Origin of the sequence: Methyloversatilis sp., assembly GCF_965284615.1 — a bacterium.
GTDB lineage: Bacteria > Pseudomonadota > Gammaproteobacteria > Burkholderiales > Rhodocyclaceae > Methyloversatilis.
Map to the genome: position 1 here is coordinate 237493 of NZ_OZ260098.1, position 18399 is coordinate 255891.

The 18399-nt window shown below is 67.7% G+C and carries 17 protein-coding genes; 8 read left to right on the forward strand and 9 right to left on the reverse strand.

The window, feature by feature from the left end; all coding sequences use genetic code 11:
• Positions 1-8: 8 nt before the first annotated feature.
• The 8 genes from ACQ66H_RS01155 to ACQ66H_RS01190 form a co-directional block, all read right to left on the reverse strand.
• Positions 9-635 carry a Maf family protein gene (locus ACQ66H_RS01155; protein WP_304028703.1) on the reverse strand — a complete coding sequence of 209 codons (627 nt, stop codon included), beginning with the start codon at positions 633-635 and terminating at the stop codon, positions 9-11.
• The gene (gene rlmH / locus ACQ66H_RS01160) at positions 632-1102 is read right to left on the reverse strand and encodes a 23S rRNA (pseudouridine(1915)-N(3))-methyltransferase RlmH (protein WP_430432463.1); all 471 of its coding nucleotides are present in this window, start codon (positions 1100-1102) and stop codon (positions 632-634) included. The genes ACQ66H_RS01155 and rlmH overlap by 4 nt, the downstream gene beginning before the upstream one ends.
• A complete protein-coding gene (gene rsfS, locus ACQ66H_RS01165) occupies positions 1099-1479 on the reverse strand; it encodes a ribosome silencing factor (RefSeq protein WP_430432464.1) in 381 nt (126 codons plus the stop codon). The genes rlmH and rsfS overlap by 4 nt, the downstream gene beginning before the upstream one ends.
• A gap of 9 nt (positions 1480-1488) precedes the next feature.
• Positions 1489-2139 (reverse strand): nicotinate-nucleotide adenylyltransferase, encoded by a 651-nt coding sequence (nadD, locus tag ACQ66H_RS01170; protein ID WP_430432465.1) that lies wholly within the window; start codon positions 2137-2139, stop codon positions 1489-1491.
• Positions 2132-2911: a BPSS1780 family membrane protein gene (locus ACQ66H_RS01175; RefSeq protein WP_430432466.1), complete on the reverse strand. Its 780-nt coding sequence runs from the start codon at positions 2909-2911 to the stop codon at positions 2132-2134. The genes nadD and ACQ66H_RS01175 overlap by 8 nt, the downstream gene beginning before the upstream one ends.
• Positions 2902-3858, reverse strand: a complete 957-nt coding sequence (locus ACQ66H_RS01180) for a homoserine kinase (RefSeq protein ID WP_430432467.1) — start codon at positions 3856-3858, stop codon at positions 2902-2904. Before ACQ66H_RS01180 ends, ACQ66H_RS01175 begins: the two co-directional genes overlap by 10 nt.
• 44 nt (positions 3859-3902) lie before the next feature.
• The gene (locus ACQ66H_RS01185; RefSeq protein ID WP_020162979.1) at positions 3903-4259 is read right to left on the reverse strand and encodes a DUF2782 domain-containing protein; all 357 of its coding nucleotides are present in this window, start codon (positions 4257-4259) and stop codon (positions 3903-3905) included.
• A gap of 157 nt (positions 4260-4416) precedes the next feature.
• On the reverse strand, positions 4417-5145 hold the full coding sequence (locus ACQ66H_RS01190; RefSeq protein ID WP_020162980.1) for a TIGR00730 family Rossman fold protein: 729 nt from the start codon (positions 5143-5145) through the stop codon (positions 4417-4419).
• An 87-nt stretch (positions 5146-5232) separates the two neighbouring features.
• On the opposite strand from ACQ66H_RS01190, the gene polA reads away from it, so the two are divergent.
• From polA to ACQ66H_RS01230, 8 genes are all read left to right on the forward strand, one after another.
• On the forward strand, positions 5233-7965 hold the full coding sequence (gene polA, locus ACQ66H_RS01195) for a DNA polymerase I (RefSeq protein ID WP_430432468.1): 2733 nt from the start codon (positions 5233-5235) through the stop codon (positions 7963-7965).
• A gap of 123 nt (positions 7966-8088) precedes the next feature.
• Entirely contained in the window at positions 8089-8742 is a 654-nt protein-coding gene (locus ACQ66H_RS01200) for a pyridoxamine 5'-phosphate oxidase family protein (protein ID WP_430432469.1), read from the forward strand.
• A gap of 67 nt (positions 8743-8809) precedes the next feature.
• A complete protein-coding gene (locus ACQ66H_RS01205) occupies positions 8810-9886 on the forward strand; it encodes an acyltransferase family protein (protein ID WP_430432470.1) in 1077 nt (358 codons plus the stop codon).
• 76 nt (positions 9887-9962) lie between these two features.
• Positions 9963-11561, forward strand: a complete 1599-nt coding sequence (locus ACQ66H_RS01210; protein ID WP_430432471.1) for an HAL/PAL/TAL family ammonia-lyase — start codon at positions 9963-9965, stop codon at positions 11559-11561.
• A complete protein-coding gene (locus ACQ66H_RS01215; RefSeq protein ID WP_430432472.1) occupies positions 11558-12811 on the forward strand; it encodes an AMP-binding protein in 1254 nt (417 codons plus the stop codon). The genes ACQ66H_RS01210 and ACQ66H_RS01215 overlap by 4 nt, the downstream gene beginning before the upstream one ends.
• An 83-nt stretch (positions 12812-12894) precedes the next feature.
• Positions 12895-13287 carry a phosphonate transporter gene (locus tag ACQ66H_RS01220; protein ID WP_304004614.1) on the forward strand — a complete coding sequence of 131 codons (393 nt, stop codon included), beginning with the start codon at positions 12895-12897 and terminating at the stop codon, positions 13285-13287.
• Between the two features lie 12 nt (positions 13288-13299).
• Positions 13300-14610 (forward strand): sensor domain-containing diguanylate cyclase, encoded by a 1311-nt coding sequence (locus ACQ66H_RS01225; RefSeq protein ID WP_430432473.1) that lies wholly within the window; start codon positions 13300-13302, stop codon positions 14608-14610.
• Positions 14607-16427, forward strand: a complete 1821-nt coding sequence (locus ACQ66H_RS01230; RefSeq protein WP_430432474.1) for a putative bifunctional diguanylate cyclase/phosphodiesterase — start codon at positions 14607-14609, stop codon at positions 16425-16427. The genes ACQ66H_RS01225 and ACQ66H_RS01230 overlap by 4 nt, the downstream gene beginning before the upstream one ends.
• Before the next feature lie 19 nt (positions 16428-16446).
• Here the strand turns inward: ACQ66H_RS01230 and ACQ66H_RS01235 are convergent, their stop codons facing one another.
• On the reverse strand, positions 16447-18351 hold the full coding sequence (locus tag ACQ66H_RS01235) for a diguanylate cyclase (RefSeq protein ID WP_430432475.1): 1905 nt from the start codon (positions 18349-18351) through the stop codon (positions 16447-16449).
• Positions 18352-18399 lie beyond the last annotated feature (48 nt).

Sequence of the window (18399 nt, forward strand, 5' to 3'; positions counted from 1 at the left end):
AAATCGGATCAGATGTCCATGCCGAAGCGGCGCAGCAGCTGCCAGGTTTCATTCAATGGCAGGCCGACGATGCCGGTGTACGACCCTTCGATGTGTTCGACGAAGGCGCCGGCGCGGCCCTGTATGCCGTAGGCACCGGCCTTGTCCATCGGTTCGCCGCTGAGCACATAGCGTTCGATGTCGCGCGGTTCGAGTTTCGCGAAGCGCACGGTTGAAATGGACAGCGCATGCTCCAGCCGCCGGCCGTCGCTGACGGCGACCGCGGTCAGCACGCGGTGCGTGCTGCCGGACAGGCGGGTGAGCATGGCGGTGGCGTCGGCGGCGTCGGCCGGCTTGCCGAGGATGTCGCCGTCGATCTCGACCGTGGTGTCGGCTGACAGCACCAGCCCGGCCGACATGCGCCGCCAGGCCAGACGCTGTTCGCCGCCCAGCGCCTTGGCACGGGCGACACGCACGACATAGGTTTCGGCGTCCTCGCCGTCGCGCACGTCTTCCGAGACGTCGATGTCTTCGCGCGGCAGGCCGCGGAAGGGAAGCATCAGGAAGCTCAGGCCGATCTGGGTGAGCAGTTCACGCCGGCGCGGGCTGCGCGACGCGAGATAGAGGACGGGCGGAACGGTGTTCGAAAGGCTCATTCGCGGTGATAGGGGTGATTGGCTTCAAGGCTCACCGCACGATACAACGCTTCGGCCAGAAGCAGGCGGGCCAGCGCGTGCGGCAGCGTCAGGCTGGACAGGCGGATCAGCTCGTGCGCACGCGATTTCAGCGCCGGTGACAGGCCGTCCGGCCCGCCGATGAGGAGCGCGACGTCGTCGCCCTCGGCGCGCCAGCGGCGCAGCCGTGCGGTCAGCGCGACGGTCGTCAGATCGTCGCCACGCTCGTCGAGCGCGACGATGCGGGCGCGCGGCGGGATGGCCTGTTCGATGCGAGCCCGTTCGGCTTCGATCAGCACCTCGACCGGCTTGCCTTGGGTACGCGGTTCGGCCTTTACTTCGACGATCTGCAGGGCTGAGTCGCGCGGCATGCGGCGGGCGAATTCCTGCACGCCGGCGTCGACCCAGTCGGGCATGCGGTGCCCGACGCAGATCACCAGCAGTTTCAACGCGCCGCCGTTCCGCGTGCGCGGGCTGCAGCCGACTTGTCGGTTGACGGCTTGGCCGAGCCCGACCACAGCTCTTCGAGGTTGTAATAGGCGCGTACCGCCGGCTGCATCACGTGCACGACCAGGTCGCCGAGGTTGACCAGCACCCACTCGCCGGTGTCCTCGCCCTCGACGCTGATCACCGTGCCGCCGGCTTCCTTCACCTTCTCCTGCACGTTGCGCGCCAGTGCGCGTGTCTGCCGGTTGGAGTCGCCGCTGGCGATGACCAGGCGGTCGAACAGCGCGTTGAACTTCGAGGTGTCGATCACCTCGATGTCCTTCGCCTTGATGTCTTCCAGCGCGTCGATGACCAGCGCCTGCAGTGCATTGATATCCATGTAAAGCCTTCAGTAGAGCCGGTTAAGGCGGATGTATTCGAATACTTCGTCGGGCAGCAGATAGCGGCAACGCTCGCCGCGCGCCAGCCGTGCCCGGATGTCGGTCGCCGACACCGCCAGCGGCGTCATGTCGAAACGTACGATGGCGCCGGACGGCCGCTCGCGCAAGACCTGCGCATCACGCCCGCCGCGCGCCGCCAGTTCGGCCGCCAGCGCCGGATCCAGCGCCGCGGCATCGACCGCCTGACCGGCGCGGGTCGCCAGGCCGATATGGGCAAGCGCGAACAGATCACGCCAGCGGTGCCAGGTGTGCAGCAGGCTGAATGCGTCGGTGCCCAGAATCAGCACCAGCGGCAGCGCCTCGCCCAGTTCGGCGCGCAGCGCGGTAAGCGTATCCACCGTGTAGCTCGGCCGACCGGACGCGACTTCGCGGCCGTCGACCTCGAACGCCTCGTTCGATGCCACCGCCGCCTCGACCATGGCCAGCCGGTGCGTCGGCGAAGTCCGCGGCGCCGCGCGGTGCCAGGGCTGACCGGCCGGAATCCAGCGCACGCGACCGAGCTGCAGTGCCTCGCGCGCCTCTTCCGCCAGTCTCAGGTGGCCGACATGCACCGGGTCGAAGGTGCCGCCGAACACGCCGAGCGGCAGCGCTTCACTCATCGGCGGGCTCGGGCGCCGGCGCTTCGTCCGGCGCGAACACCTGGCGGAAGCTCACGTAGACGCATGCTGCATTCAGCGGCAAGAAAACGAAGGGCGCAGCAACGAAGAGCAACATGGACAGCCCACCCTCGGTCACGCCGAGAAACGCGCCAATCGTGGTGATGAACATGAGTGCTGCTGTCATCAGCATCAGGACGGCGAGAAAGAAAACGCCGAACACCTTGATGTTTCTTACAACGCCAACCAAACCGAAGAAGAGCGCTTTGCTTAGTGGCAGATCGCACTTGGAGATCAGTAACGGAGGAAACCACAGGAGTACGCCAAGCAGGAGCGCGAGCGGCGACACCATCAGCAGCGCTGGCGCCACTGCTGCAAGATCAACAGGCTTTCCGGCTAAGCCATCTGGCGTACCAACAAGCACTGCTGCAAGAACGCCGACGATTTGCTGGGACACCAATTGCAGAACGCCGAGTTGCACGAGAGCGCGATAGTTCTTCTCTAAACCATGCATCAAGACGTCGCGTGACAAATCAGCGTTCATCTCGATCATACGAACGGCATTGAAGAGAATCACCATAAACGCTGGCAGTGTCAGTGCCTCAAAAACCGGTCCGATAACGGGTATCGCGCTCATCACCGTGAGCACGACCAAGTACGAAACCGATAGTGCGGCAAGCAGCGGCGGGTTGCGGCGGAACAGCGCGAAGCCGCCGCTGATCCACGACCAGCCGGCGAGTGCGGGCAAGGTACGCGCCTGCAGGCTCACCGCCATGGCAGTGCGTCACCGGCGCCGATGCGCGCGCGCAGCACGTCGCGGAAGCGGGCCGGATCGTGCGTGTGCACCATCTCGCCGCCGCGCGGCATGTGGAAGTCGTACAGCCGCGACATCCAGAAGCGCAGCGCCGCGCCGCGCAGCATCGCCGGCCAGGCGCGGTGCTCGGCGTCGGACAGCGGGCGCTCGGCGTGGTAGGCCTTGATCAATGCGTCGGCCTTGTCCGCCACCAGTTCGCCGGAGGCGTCGGAACACCAGTCGTTCACCGTCACCGCGAGATCGAACAGCAGGTAGTCGTCGCCAGCGAAATAGAAATCGATGATGCCGCCGATGCGTTCGCCATCCATCAGGCAGTTGTCGCGGAACAGGTCGGCGTGCACGACGCCGAAGGGCAGGTCGCGGCACAGGCCCTGTTCACGGGCTTCGCGCTGGAAGGCGATTTCGGTTTCGAGCAGCGCGCGCTCGTCGTCCGGCAGGAAGCCGAGCAGCTTGGGCGCCGTCTCGAGCCACCAGCCGTAGCCGCGCGGGTTGTCGAAGCGGCGGCCGTAGCTCTGGCCGGCCACGTGCATGGTGGCCAGCATGCCGCCGATGGCGGCGCAGTGCGCCGCGCCCGGTTCCATCTGCGAGCGGCCGGCAAGCCGGGTGGCCAGCATGGCCGGCTTGCCGTGGATCGTGCCGAGGTATTCGTTGTCGCGGTCGGCGATCGGCGCCGGACAGGGAATGCCATGACGTGCCAGATGCGCCATCAGGTGCACGTAGAACGGCAGTTCGGTGCGCGTCAGCTTCTCGAACACCGTCAGCACGTAACGACCGTGCGAGGTGTTGACGAAGTAGTTGGTGTTTTCGATGCCGGCCGGAATTCCCTCCAGCGACACCAGATGGCCGATGGAGTAATTCTTCAGCCAGTCGCGCAGCTCATCTGCGGTGACGGTGGTGAAGACGGACACGAGTCAGAACGGATGGTTGGGCACGCGCCGGCGGCGCGCGCGGGTCAGTCGAACGAGAAGATCACCCACTTCGGCACACGCAGGCCCGAATCGAGATCGTCATAGCGCGTCATTGCGCCGGAGCCGTTCTCGTCCATCAGGTAGTAGGGCACGCCATGGCGCGGCGTCACCTTGATCATGTAGAGCTTGCCGTTCACGCGGTGCTCTTCCACCGTTTCCTCACCGCGCTGGATGATGGTGATCTGCGGCTCGACGGCCACTTCACCCTCCAGCGGCTCGGGCGGCGGCGGCGGTTCGGGAATCGGCTGCAGATCGGGCGGACGACCGGCCTGGGCATACACCGCAGGCGCCACACTGCCCAGCGCGGCTGCGAGAACTGCTGCAAAAAGTAGCGGACGCATCGAAAATCCTTCGTAATTCCGGCAGTTTAACAGAGGCGGGGCGGGGGGCTGGGAGCTAGAGGCTGGGGGCTGGGGACGAGGGGCTAGTGAAAATCTCGCGCGGCGACCGCCGCGCCTGTTGGCTAGCCCCTAACCCCTAGCCTCTAGCCCCCGCTCCTCAAAGATTCAACATCGCCTCGTGTTCCTCAGGCAGCGGCATGAAGCTGCGGTTCTCGTAGTGTCGGAATATCGCATCCACGATCTGCGCCGGGTCGTCGATGATCTGCACCAGGTCCATGTCCTCCGGCGAAATCATGCCTTCCGCTACCAGCGTGTTGCGGAACCAGTCGATCAGGCCGGCCCAGAACGGCGCGTGCACCAGGATGACGGGAATGCTGCGGCTCTTGCGCGTCTGGATCAGCGTTAGCGCTTCCATCAGCTCGTCCACCGTGCCGAAACCGCCCGGCATCACGACGTAGGCGGCGGCGAAGCGCACGAACATGTACTTGCGGGCGAAGAAGTGCTCGAAGGAATGCGAAATGTCCTGATAGACGTTCGCGTGCTGTTCCATCGGCAACTGGATGTTCAGCCCGACGCTCGGTGACTTGCCGTGGAAGGCGCCCTTGTTGGCCGCTTCCATGATGCCCGGGCCGCCGCCGGAAATGACGGAGAAACCGGCGTCCGACAGCTCGCGCGCGACCCGCTCGGTCAGTGCGTAGTACGGATGGTCAACCGGTGTGCGCGCGCTGCCGAAGATGCTCACCGCCGGCCGGATCTGCTGCAGCCGCTCGGTCGCCTCGACGAACTCGGCCATGATGCCGAAGATGCGCCAGGCCTCGCGCGCGCTGCTGGTACGTGCCGCTTCACCCGGGTCTATCATGCCCGGCAGTTTGTCTTTCGCGCTCATGGGGAAAAGTGTCCGCTGAAAGTGCCCGATCAGGGCGGGTGCGGCGATAATCGCGGGCCGACCGAATGTCCCCACGCGGAATCCGCCATGCCCACGCTGCTGCTCGTCGATGGATCGTCCTATCTTTACCGCGCCTTCCACGCGATGCCGGACCTGCGCAACGCACAGGGTGAGCCGACCGGCGCGCTGCGCGGTGTCATCAACATGCTAAGGCGGCTGGCAGCCGACTACAAGGCGGACTATCGCGCTGTCGTGTTCGATGCCAAGGGCCCGACCTTCCGCGACGACTGGTACCCGGACTACAAGGGCCACCGTCCGCCGATGCCGGAAGACCTGGCGGCGCAGATCGCGCCGATCCACGAGGCAGTGCGCGCGCTCGGCTGGCCGCTGCTGATGGTCGAGGGCGTGGAGGCGGACGACGTGATCGGCACGCTGGCCGCGCAGGCGACCGAGCGCGGCATCGACTGCGTCATATCGACCGGCGACAAGGACCTCGCCCAGCTGGTGAACAAGCACGTGACGCTGGTGAACACGATGAGCGAGGAAAAGCTGGACGAAGCTGGCGTGCTGGCCAAGTTCGGCGTGCCGCCGTCGGCCATCGTCGATTACCTCGCACTGATCGGCGACAGCGTGGACAACGTGCCGGGCGTCAACAAGTGCGGCCCGAAGACCGCGGTGAAGTGGCTGCAGCAGTACGGCGGCACGCTGGATTCGGTGGTCGCCAATGCGGCCGATATTGGCGGCAAGGTCGGCGAGAACCTGCGCGCCCACCTCGACTTCCTTCCGCTGGCGCGCAAGCTGCTGACGGTGAAGTGCGACGTCGAACTGCCGCAGCCGCTGGAATCGCTGACCTCGGACGGCGAGAACGCCGAGGCGCTGCGCCCGCTCTACGAGCGCTACGGTTTCAAGGGCCTGCTTGACGATCTGGCCAAGGGTGCGCGCAAGACGGTGACCGTCAATGCGCCCGCATCGGCCGAGGACGCCCTGCCCTCGACCGCGCCTGAAGGCAGCCACCGCGCTGACTACGAAACCCTGCTCGACTGGGCGGCCTTCGACCGCTGGCATGCGAAGCTGATGGCGGCGAAGGTGGTGTCGCTGGACACCGAAACCACCAGCCTGGAGCCGATGGAAGCGCAGCTGGTCGGCATGAGCTTCGCGCTGGAACCCGGCGTGGCCGCCTACCTGCCGCTGGCCCACGTCTATCCGGACGCACCGGCCCAGCTGCCGCGCGACGAGGTGCTGGTCAAGCTCAAGCCCTGGCTGGAATCGGCGACGCACGGCAAGCTCGGCCAGAACCTGAAGTACGACCGCCACGTGTTCGCCAATCACGGCATCCGGCTGGCCGGCGTGGTCGATGACACGCTGCTCGAAAGCTATGTGCTGGAAGCCGATCGCAACCACAACCTCGACACCCTGGTCACCCGCCACCTCGGCCTGAAGGTGATCAGCTACGACGAGGTGACCGGCAAGGGCGCGGCGCGCATCGGTTTCGAGCAGGTGGCGATCGACCGCGCTTCAGCCTATGCCGCAGAGGATGCCGACGTGACGCTGCGCGTGCACGAAGTGCTGGCGCCACGCGTCAAGGCCGACAGCAAGCTCGCATATATATATCGCGACATCGAACTGCCGGTGTCCGACATCCTGTTCCGCATGGAGCGCACCGGCGTGCTGCTCGACAGCGCCTCGCTGGCCGCGCAGAGCAACGAGTTGGGCCAGAAAATGCTGGAACTGGAACAGCGCGCGCATACCGCCGCCAAGCAGCCCTTCAACATCAATTCGCCGAAGCAGCTGGCGGAAATCCTGTTCGAGCGCGAAAAGCTGCCGGTGATCAAGAAGACGCCGTCCGGCACGCCGTCAACCGACGAGGAAGTGCTGTCGCAGCTGGCGCTGGACTACCCGCTGCCGGCGCTCATCCTCGAATACCGCGGCATGGCCAAGCTGAAGGGCACCTACACCGACAAGCTGCCGCGCATGGTGCGCGCGGACACCGGCCGCGTGCACACCAGTTTCGGCCAGGCGGTGGCGGTGACCGGCCGGCTGTCCTCGGTCGATCCCAATCTGCAGAACATTCCGGTGCGCACCGCCGAAGGCCGGCGCATCCGCTCGGCCTTCATCGCGCCGCCGGGCCACGTGCTGGTCAGTGCCGACTACTCGCAGATCGAACTGCGCATCATGGCCCACCTGTCGCAGGACGCGCGCCTGCTGCAGGCCTTCGCCGACGGCGAGGACGTGCACCGCGCCACTGCGTCGGAGGTGTTCGGCGTGCCGCCGGACGAGGTGAGCAGCGAACAGCGCCGCTATGCCAAGGTGATCAATTTCGGCCTGATCTACGGCATGAGCGCGCACGGCCTGGCGAAGAATCTGGACATCGAGCGCAGCGCCGCACAGAGCTGGATAGACCGCTACTTCGCGCAGTACCCGGGGGTGGCCCGCTACATGGACGAGACGCGCGCGCTGGCGCGCGAGCAGGGCTATGTCGAAACCGTGTTCGGGCGCCGGCTGCAGCTGCCGGACATCCGCGCCCAGCAGGTCGGCCGTCGTCAGGGCGCCGAGCGCGCCGCGATCAACGCGCCGATGCAGGGCACGGCGGCCGACCTGATCAAGCTGGCGATGATCGCGGTCGATGGCTGGCTGACGGCCGAAGGGCTGAAGACGCGCATCATCCTGCAGGTGCATGACGAACTGGTGCTCGAAGTGCCCGAGGCCGAACTGGACCGGGTGCGCGAGCGCGTGCCGGCGCTGATGGAAGGTGTGGCGCAGCTGTCGGTGCCGCTGAAGGTCGAAGCCGGCGTCGGTCACAACTGGGACGAGGCGCACTGAGCACCTGCGGCGTGGCGGGCATCTTGCCCGCGCGGCGCTCCCTATCATGGATGCACGCGCACGGTCGATGCGCCGGCGAGCTGGTCCGCCCGGTTCGCCGCAATCCAGCCGAGGAGAACCGCCATGCCTTCCCTGTATTCGGACCATCATCGCGCACTGCAACAGGCCTACGGCACCACAGGTCTGGCGGAGATGCTCGACACCGGCTGGGTGCATGAGCAGATCTCGGATGCCGAGCGGGACTTCATCGCGTCGCGCGACATGTTCTTCCTGTCAACGGTCGATCCCGACGGCAATCCCACGGTGTCGTACAAGGGCGGCCCCACCGGCTTCGTCAAGGTACTTGACGCGCACACGCTGGTGTTCCCGGGCTACGACGGGAACGGCATGTTCTACTCGCTGGGCAATATCGTCGGCCAGTCGCGTGTCGGCCTGCTGTTCATCGATTTCGAGAAGCCGCACCGCGTGCGTGTGCAGGGCCGCGCCGAATTCCTCGCGGACGATCCGCTGCTGGCCGACTACGACGAAGCCAAGTACCTGGTGCGCGTGACGGTCAGCAAGATCTGGGTGAATTGTCCGCGCTACGTGCACCGGTACCGCAAGCTCGAACAGTCGAAATACGTGCCGAAGGCGGAATGCGTGACGCCGCTCGCTTCGTGGAAGCGGCTGGACATGGTGCAGGACGTGCTGCCGGAGCACGAACGCCGGCAGGCGATGCAGGAAGGTCTGCTGGATCTCGCCACCTACGAGGCAAAAGTGGCGCGCGGCGACGGCTGACGCGCCCGGCCTTGAATTCGGGCCAGTGGCGTGCACAATGCGGGGCCTCGCACTGGAATCCCCCGCAATGCATGCGCCGACGGCCGGCACCGATGCCCTCTCCTGCGCTGACCTGCACGACGTCGCTTCGCGCCTCGCGGTCTTCGACACGCTGAAGGCGGTCGCGTCACAGCTCATCGTGCTGCATCACCTGGTCGCCTACGGTCCGCTGGCGGAGGCCTTCCGCAGCCGCTTCCCTCAGCTCGCCGACTGGCTCTACTACGACGGGCGGCTGGCGGTTCAGGTGTTCTTCGTCATCGGCGGCTTCCTCGCCGCCCGTGCGCTGGCGCCGGCGCTGCAGCCGCGACCGCTGTCGCTGCCGGCGGTGCTGTGGAAGCGCTATCGCCGGCTGGCGCTGCCCTGCATGGCGGCCGTGCTGATCAGCGTCGTCTGCGCCGCGATTGCCCGCGCGCTGATCGACGACCCCAGCCTGCCCGGTACGCCCTCGGTCGGGCAGCTGCTGGCGCACGCACTGCTGCTGCAGGACATCGTTGGCGTCGAGGCGCTGTCGGCCGGAGTCTGGTACGTGGCGATCGACTTCCAGCTTTACGCGATGGCGGCGCTGCTGGTCTGGCTGGCCTCGCGCACCGGCCCGACACGCCACGCCGTCGTACTCGCCGCGATCACCACCGGTGTCGCCGCCGCGTCGCTGTTCGTGATCAATCGCGACACCAGCTGGGACGTCGCCGGTCCTTACTATTTCGGTGTCTACGCGCTGGGGGCGGCCGTCTGTTGGTTGTCCAGACCGGGCCGCTCATTGCTGTGGGGCGTGGCGGTCGCCGCCGCCGTGCTGTTGGCGCTGACCCTCGAACACCGCGAACGCGTGGCTTTCGCCGGCTGTGTGGCACTGCTGCTGTGGGGCGGCCTGCGCAGCGGGCTGCTGGCGCGCTGGCCGGACATTCCGGCGCTCGCCTTCCTCGGCCGGATCTCGTTCTCGGTCTTCCTGATCCACTACCCGGTGGCCATGCTGGTGAACGCCGTCGTCACCCGTCTGTGGGGCGCCACGCCGGACACCGCGCCGGCGGCGCTCGCCTTCGCGTGGGCGGTCAGCGTGGCGGCCGGTGCGCTGTTCCATCGGCAGATCGAACGGCGCTGCGCCGGATGAACCGTCGCCGCGCCGCCGCTGTCTTCGTTTCGGCGCGGCGCCGGGGCAACACTGCGCAGCCCTGCCGTGCGCTGCCATGCTTCGCCTCCGTGCCCACTTCGATATGGATTTCATGACCGCCGCCGCACCGGAACACGATGACGTCGTTTTCGACGGTCGCCCGCTCGACATCGAGGCGATCGCCGCGATCGCCGACGGCAGGCGTCGCGCCGTGCTGTCGACCGAGACAGCCTTCCGCGCCCGCATCGACGCCGGCGCGCGCGTCGTGCTGCAGCTGCTCGCCGACGACGGCGTGATCTACGGCGTCACCACCGGCTACGGCGAGTCGTGCACGGTGGCGGTGCCCGCCGCGCAGGTGGCGGAGCTGCCTCACCACCTCTACACCTATCACGGCGTCGGCATGGGACGCCTGCTGGAGGCCGACGAGACGCGCGCGGTGCTGGCCGCGCGGCTGGCCTCGCTGTGCCAGGGCATGTCCGGTGTGCGCTACGAACTGCTGCAGCATCTGGCGGCGCTGCTGGAGCACGACATCCTGCCCTGCATTCCGGCCGAAGGCTCGGTCGGCGCCAGCGGCGACCTGACGCCGCTGTCCTACGTCGCCGCTGCGCTGTGCGGCGAGCGCGACGTGCGGTGGCGCGGGCGGCGCATGCCGGCGCGCGAGGCGCTGGCCGAAGCCGGTATCCAGCCGCTGTCGCTGCAGCCGAAGGAAGGACTCGCCATCATGAACGGCACCGCCGTCATGACCGCGCTGGCCTGTCTCGCCTGGCAGCGGGCGCAGCGTTGCAGCCGGGTCGCCACCCGCCTGACCGCGCTGAACGTGTTCGCGACCGCCGGCAACCCGCACCACTTCGACGCATTGCTGTTCGCCGCCAAGCCGCATCCGGGACCGCAGGCGGTGGCCCGCCGGCTGCGTCGCGACCTCGCCTGCGACGCCGGCGAGGCACGCAATCCGGCACGGCTGCAGGACCGCTATTCGCTGCGCTGCGCGCCGCACGTGATCGGTGTGCTCGAAGACGCGCTGCCTTTCACGCGGACGCTGATCGAGAACGAACTGAACAGCGCCAACGACAATCCGCTGATCGACCCGGACAGCGGGCGCGTGCTGCATGGCGGACATTTCTACGGCGGTCACGTCGCGTTCGCGATGGACAGCCTGAAGACCGCGGTCGCCAATGTGCTCGACCTGCTGGACCGCCAGCTCGCGCTGCTGGTGGACAGCCGTTTCAGCCACGGCCTGCCGGACAACCTGACCGCCGCGACCGGCGAACGCGGCGCACTGAACCACGGCCTGAAAGCGCTGCAGATCGCCGTGTCGGCGTGGACCGCCGAGGCGCTGAAGACCACCCTGCCGGCGTCGGTGTTCTCGCGCTCGACCGAATGCCACAACCAGGACAAGGTGAGCATGGGCACGATCGCCGCGCGCGACTGCCTGCGCGTGCTCGAACTGGGCGAACAGGTGCTGGCGGCGATGCTGGTGTCGGCCCGGCAGGCGGTCGCGCTGCGCGGCCGCATCGACGCCGGTGCGCTGCCGCCGGTGCTGGCGCACACCCAGTCGTGGCTCGAGTCCTGCATTCCGCTGGTGGTCGAGGACCGCGCGCTGGACCATGAACTGACCCGGCTGGTGGGCGTGCTGCGCACAGGCAGCGCAGGCGACGTGCTGGAGTCGGACGGATGAGCGTCCCTTGGCACGCCGACGGCCCGGCGCTCGAACGCGTGCTGGCCGACCTGATCGCCGACGAGGTGCGACGGCTGCGGCCCGGCGGCTCACCGCTGCCGCCGCAGCCGTGGTTGGCGTCGATGGCCTTCGACGACAGCGGTTTCGGGCTCGATTCACTTGAGCGCTATACGCTGGCCGCCGCCATCGCCGAACTGCTGCAGCTGCACGACAGCACGGTGATCGATGCGCTGCCGGCGGCGAGTACTTTCGGTCAGTACTGCGCGCTGGCCCGCGAAGGCCTCGCGCAGGATGGTCGCCGCCTGACCTTCCGCACGTCCGGCAGCACCGGGATGCCGAAGGCGTGCGCGCACGCGCTGACGATGCTGGAAGAGGAGGCCGATGCGCTGGCCGCCCACATCGGGCCGCGCCGGCGGGTGCTGGTCGCGGTGCCGGTCCATCACATCTATGGCTTCATTTTCGGCGTCCTGCTGCCGCCCCGCCTGGGCACGCACGATGTCGTCGATGTGCGGCCGCTGCCGCCGCAGGCGCTGGCCGCCCGGCTGCAGCCGGGCGACCTGCTGGTGAGTCACCCGGCGCACTGGTCGCTGCTCGCCCGCTTCGGTCCACAGCTGCCGGCCGACATCATCGGTACCAGCTCCACCGCGCCCTGTCCGGATGCGCTGGCCGACGCGCTGGTTGCGCAGGGGCTGGCGCGACTGCTGCAGATCTACGGCAGTTCGGAGACAGCCGGCATCGGCTGGCGCGACACCGCCGGCGCGCCCTACACGCTGATGCCGCACTGGCGCCGCGCGGTGGCCGACGACGCGGCACTGGTGCGCCCGACCGCGGACAGTGGCGAGTGTCGAGCTGCATTGCAGGACGTGATCGAGTGGTTGCCCGACGGGCGCTTCCGGCTGGCCGGACGGCGCGACGAAGCGGTGCAGGTGGCGGGCATCAACGTGTTTCCGGCGCGGGTGCGCGACGTGCTGCTCGAACACCCGCTGGTCGAGGCGTGCGCGGTTCGCCGCATGTCGCCGACCGAGGGCGAACGCCTGAAGGCCTTCGTCGTGCCGCACGCAGGCGCCACCCCGGCGGCGCTGCTGCCCGCACTTGAAGCGTGGGTGAGGGAACGCCTGTCGGCACCCGAATGTCCACGCGCCTGGTCGTTCGGTGACCAGTTGCCGGTAGACGCCCGCGGCAAGCTGGTCGATTGGCCGATCGCGCCCTCGTTGCCTCCTCAAGTTCGCGGGTGCACTCCCGATAACTGATCCGTTGTCCGGAGTGTCCGCTGCCTCCGCATTGCCATCCGGCGCACCTCAAGGTGTCCGTTGATACCGACCCAGGGAGCACCATGAATACGGAACAGACCCTCTCGTTCTCCAACGCAGCACTGTTTGACTATCTCGACCGCGCGAGCGATGCCGAGCTTGACAGCCTCGACTTCGGCGTCATCGGCATGGACGACGCAACCCAGGTCAGACGTTACAACCGCTTCGAATCGGCCGCCGCCGGCCTGTCGCCCGATCGGGTGATCGGACACGCGCTGTTCACCGTGGTGGCGCCGTGCATGAACAACTTCATGGTTGCCCAGCGCTTCGAGGACGCGCAGCAGGACGGCAGTGTGCTCGACGACACCATCGACTACGTGCTGACCCTGCGCATGCGCCCGGTCAAGGTGAAGCTCAGATTGCTCGCCCGACCCGGCAGCGACTTGCGCTATGTGCTGGTCCACCGCCAGACCTGAGCCGGAGCACGCATGAGCGCACCGGTCGAAGAGGAATACGAAGCGCTGCTGCAGTTCATGTACATGGCGCCGATAGGCCTTGTACAGACGCTGGCGGATGGCGAGATCACGATGATCAATCCGCTGTGCGCGCAGCTGCTGATGCCGCTCTCCCCGGACGGCCAGCTGGCCAATCTGTTCACCGCGCTGGAAGCCGTGGTGCCCGACCTGCGACAGCGGGTGCAGGATTTTCCGGACGTGCACGGCACGGTGTGCGACGCGCTGCAGGTGCCGATCGCGACCGGTCAGCCCGGTCGCAGACAGAGCCAGGTGCTGGCGCTGACACTGCTCAAGCTCGACGCCGAGCGGCTGATGGCCGTCATTTCCGACGTGACGCAGTCGGTCCGCCGGGACCGCGAACTGCGCCAGAGCCAGGCCTGGATCAACACGCTGGCGATCGGCCTGACCGACTACGCCCTGGTGTCGCTCGACCAACATGGCTGCGTGCAGGACTGGAACCCGAGCATCGCCCGCATCACCGGCTTCACCGAGGAGCAGGTGACCGGCCGCAGCCTGTCGATGTTCTACCCTGAAGACGCGATTTCCGAACAGCGCGTGCTCGACCGGCTGCACGAGGCCGACCGCACCGGCTGGAGCCTGGACGAAGGATGGTGCGTGCGCGCCGACGGCGGTCGCTACTGGGGCAGCTGCCTGATCGCGCCACTGCATGACCGCGATGGCGAGCCGACCGACGAACGTGCCTACAGCCTCATCATTCGCGATGTGTCCGACCGGCGCGAGGCGGCGGAAGCGTTGCTGAAGGCGGTGTCCTGCGATCACCTGACCGGCCTGCTGAACCGCCGCGCCTTCGTCGAGGCGGTCGAGCTGGAGATGCAGCGCTGGGCGCGCTTCCCGCGGCCGCTGTCGCTGGTGATGATAGACGCCGACCATTTCAAGCGGATCAACGACCAGTATGGACACGCTGCTGGCGACGCCGTACTGCGCCATCTCGCCGCCGGAATGACCGCGACCTTCCGCGCGATGGACGTGCTCGCGCGCTTCGGTGGCGAGGAATTCGTCGTGCTGCTGCCGGACACCACGTTGGAGGGCGCAGAGATCGTCGCCCAGCGCCTGTGCCAGCTGCTTGCGACGCAGGCGGTGGAGGTCGGCGGCCAGGTCGTGCGCTACACCGTCAGCGCAGGCGTCGCGGCGATGGACGCCGACGTGAGCGATTTCGATGCCCTGATGCAGCGTGCCGACGAGGCGCTCTATGCGGCCAAGGCCGGCGGCCGCAACCGGGTAGAGCGCTGGCAACCGGCGCTTCAGTCGGCGGTCGTCCGATGAAGCCGGACAGCGACCCTGAGGATCTGCAGCCGCCCGCTTACGAGGCGCTGATCCAGTTCCTCTACCAGGCGCCGATCGGCCTGCTGCAGATCCGGCCCGACGGCACGGTGACGATGATGAATCCGCGCTCGGCGCAGTTGCTGATGCCGCTGGCGCGGCAGGGCAATCTGGACAATCTGTTCGAGGTGCTGGACGAGGTGGCGCCTGATCTGCGCGCCATGGCGGACGCCGCCATCGAGCCGGGCGCGCTGGTGTGCGAGGGGCTGCGCATGCCGGTGCGGTCAACGGCCGGTGGCCGGCGCGTGCTCGGCATCAGCCTGCTGCGGCTCGACGCCCACACCATCATGGGCTGCGTCAATGACGTGACGCACGAGGTGGAACTGGAACAGCAGCGTCTGGCCTCGCGGATGCGCGACGCGTCGCGCACCGACAGCCTGACGCTGATGCCCAACCGCTCCGCCGTGCTGGAGCGGATACAGCAGGCGCTGGCGCGCCCCGACGCCGGCGGTGCGCCCACCTTTGCCGTGCTGTTCATCAACTGCGACCGTTTCAATCGCGTCAATCTGACGCTCGGGCAGGCGGGGGGCGACCGGCTGCTGCGCATGGTGGCCGAGCGGCTGAATGGCACCGTGCGTCAGCGCGACGCCGTCGGTCCGGCGCAGGAGCCGCTGCACACGACGGCCCGCCTCGGCGGCGACGAATTCGTCGTGCTGCTCGACGGTCTGCGCGACAGCGAGGACGTGCACAGCATTGCGCAGCGGCTGATCGACACGCTGTCCCGCCCCTATCTGATCGACAGCGTCGAGGTGCATATCTCCGCCAGCATCGGCGTCGTCGCCGGCATACACGCCGCCGCCGAAGCGAACGCGCTGCTGCAGGACGCGAGCCTCGCCATGCAGGAGGCGAAGCGCGCCGGCGGCGGGCGTCACGTGCTGTTCACGCCGTCGATCAAGGACATCGCAACCCGTCGCGGCGCACTCGAACTGGAACTGCGACGGGCCCTCGAACAGGACGAACTGTTCGTCGTCTATCAGCCCATCGTCGAGCTGACCGACGGTCGCGTCGCCGGCTTCGAGGCGCTGGTCCGCTGGCAGCATCCGCAGCGCGGTCTGGTATCGCCGGTCGAATTCATCGAGATTGCCGAGGAGTGCGGCTTGATCGGCGCTGTCGGCGAGTTCGTGCTCGATTCGGCGTGCCGTCAGTTGGCGACGTGGCAGCGCCAGTTCGGCGCGCTGGCGCCCGCGATGGTGTCGGTCAATCTGTCGCGTGCACAACTGCAGGACGCCGCCATCACCGATCAGGTCGCGCGCGTGCTCGATTCGAGCCGCCTGCCGGCGCAGGCACTGCAGCTGGAGGTGACCGAGAGCATGGCGGCCCAGGGCGACGACATCCGCGCCCGCCTGCTCGAACTGAAGGCGCTCGGCGTCGCGCTCGCGCTGGACGATTTCGGCACCGGCTATTCCTCGCTCGCCTGTCTCGGCCAGCTGCCGATCGACACCGTCAAGATAGATCGCTCCTTCGTCGCCGACGCGGAGAGCAATCTGCACAAGCGGGTACTGATAGAAGCCACCGTGCGCGTTGCCCGCAGCCTCGGCATGAGCACGACCGCCGAAGGCATCGAAACCGAAGGTCAGGCGGCGCTGCTGGCGACGCTGGACTGCAACAAGGGTCAGGGCTATCTGTGGTCGCGCCCGCTGGCCGTGAACGACGCCACGCAATGGCTCGCCGCGCGTATCGGGGCGGCCGACCTGCTATCGGCCGAAACCCTTCCGTCCGCCGCGTCGCCCCTGCGCGCTGCCTCCGGCTTCCGGGCCTGACGACAGCGGCTGGCATATTTCAGACGACATCCTGCTCGCCGGGCTTCAGAACGGCGCAATCCCGTCCTCCGTGCTTCGCCTCGTAAAGTGCCCGGTCGGCGCGCAGGAAGGCCGACTCAAAACTGTCGTCGCCGGCACCGAGCACGGTCGCACCGATGCTCACGGTGATGTTCAGCGTGTGGCCGTCGTGTTCGATCCGGCGCTCGCGCACCGCCTGCAGCAGTCGCTCGCCGACCTCGTGCGCGCCGGTCGCATCGGTTTCCGGCAGCACGATGCCGAACTCCTCGCCGCCGAGACGGCCGAGCACGTCGCTGGTGCGCAGCGCCTGCCCAAGCGTGAGCGCGAGGGCCTTCAGCACGGCGTCGCCGGTCGGATGACCGAACACGTCGTTCACCCTCTTGAAGTGATCGGCGTCGATCACCATCAGGCTCAGCGGCCGCCCGTGGCGCAACGCGACCGATATCAGCCGCTCGCTTTCGGCGGTGAAGGCGCGGCGATTGAGCACGCCGGTCAGACCGTCGGTCAACGCCTGCCGCTGCAGTTCCAGTTCGAGGCGCTTGCGTTCGCTGATGTCGCGAATGATGCCGACGTGGAAACTCTGCGCCCCGTCGCCCGAACTGCCGACGGTGACGTCGATCGGAAACTCACGGCCGTCCTTGTGCCGGGCAGTCACTTCGCGCCCCCTGCTCATTGCTCGAGCCTCGGCTGACGCGTTGGCGGCCTGTACATGGCGTCGATGCGTCGCCGCTCCGGAGGGCGGCATCAACATATCGAGCCGCCGCCCGGCGACCTCGTCGGCGCTGTAGCCGAACAGCACCTCGGCCGCGTGATTGAACTCGACGATGCAGCTGTTGCTGTCAACGACGACCACCGCGTCGCGCGCCGTGTTCATGAAGGTCCGCGCGCGGTCCTCGCTGCGCCGCAGCTGATCGGTGCGGCGGGCGACCCGGCTCTCCAGTTCCTGGTTTGCGTCGGCCAGCTGCTGCAGCGCCAGCCGGCGGCGCTGCACCTGGCGGAAGGCGAACCAGGCCAGTCCTGCAAACGCGAGGTTGCTGGCCACGCCCATGACGACGTATCCGCCAAGGTTGCGCCGCCAGGACTCGAGTAGCATGCGTTCATCCGCTGACGCGGCGACAACCACGCCATAGGCATCCGAGGTGGCGTAGGCGGCGGGACCGGGGCGCTCGTCGAGCAGCTGTCGCCGCTCGAAAAGACCGTCCGCTGCGGCCGGCAGCAAGGTACGGAACAGGGGCCTGTCGTCGGCCGTGCGTTCGAGACAATCGGACCGGCGCGGGAGGCAGGCCAGTCCATGCCCGTCCCGCAGGAATACGGACAGCGTGTAGGCGGTGGGCAGGCCCTGCTCGCTCAGCAGGGTCGTCAGCTGTTCCGGATCGACGGCCGCGGCGGCTACGCCGAGAAAGCGGTTGCCGTCGTTCTCGACCCGCCGGCTCAGCGGAAAGATGTATTTGCCGGTGAGTTTGCTGACGATGGCCGGCCCGACGAAGAGCCGGTTCTCGTCGGCACTCGATCCCGACTGCGCCTGAAAGTAGTCCCGCGCCGATACGTCCAGTTCGGGGGCGGGGAAGTTCAGCGACATCGCCGCGATTGTGCCGTCGTGACGCACCAGAAAGAGCGACCGCAGTTCCGGGTTGAGTGCATGTCGCCGGACCAGCAGGCGATGCAGGGTCAGATCCGGCTCGGCTCGAATGCCACCGTGAAGCCGCACGCCCTCTCCGATGCCGGACAGCAGCCGGTCATAGGTCGCCAGGTGCTGGTCCATGCGCTGCGCGACGACGTTGACGCTCACATGCAGCGTATCGCGCGCGCGTTGCAGCGTTTCCTCGCGTGCCGCATCGACGAACATGAACAGGCGAACGTCGAGAACGGCCAGCACGAGCAGCGCAAGCAGGATCCATCGCAACACTGAAGGGCGCTTGTGGCCTTCGTCCATTCCCGACCCGACTCCACACGA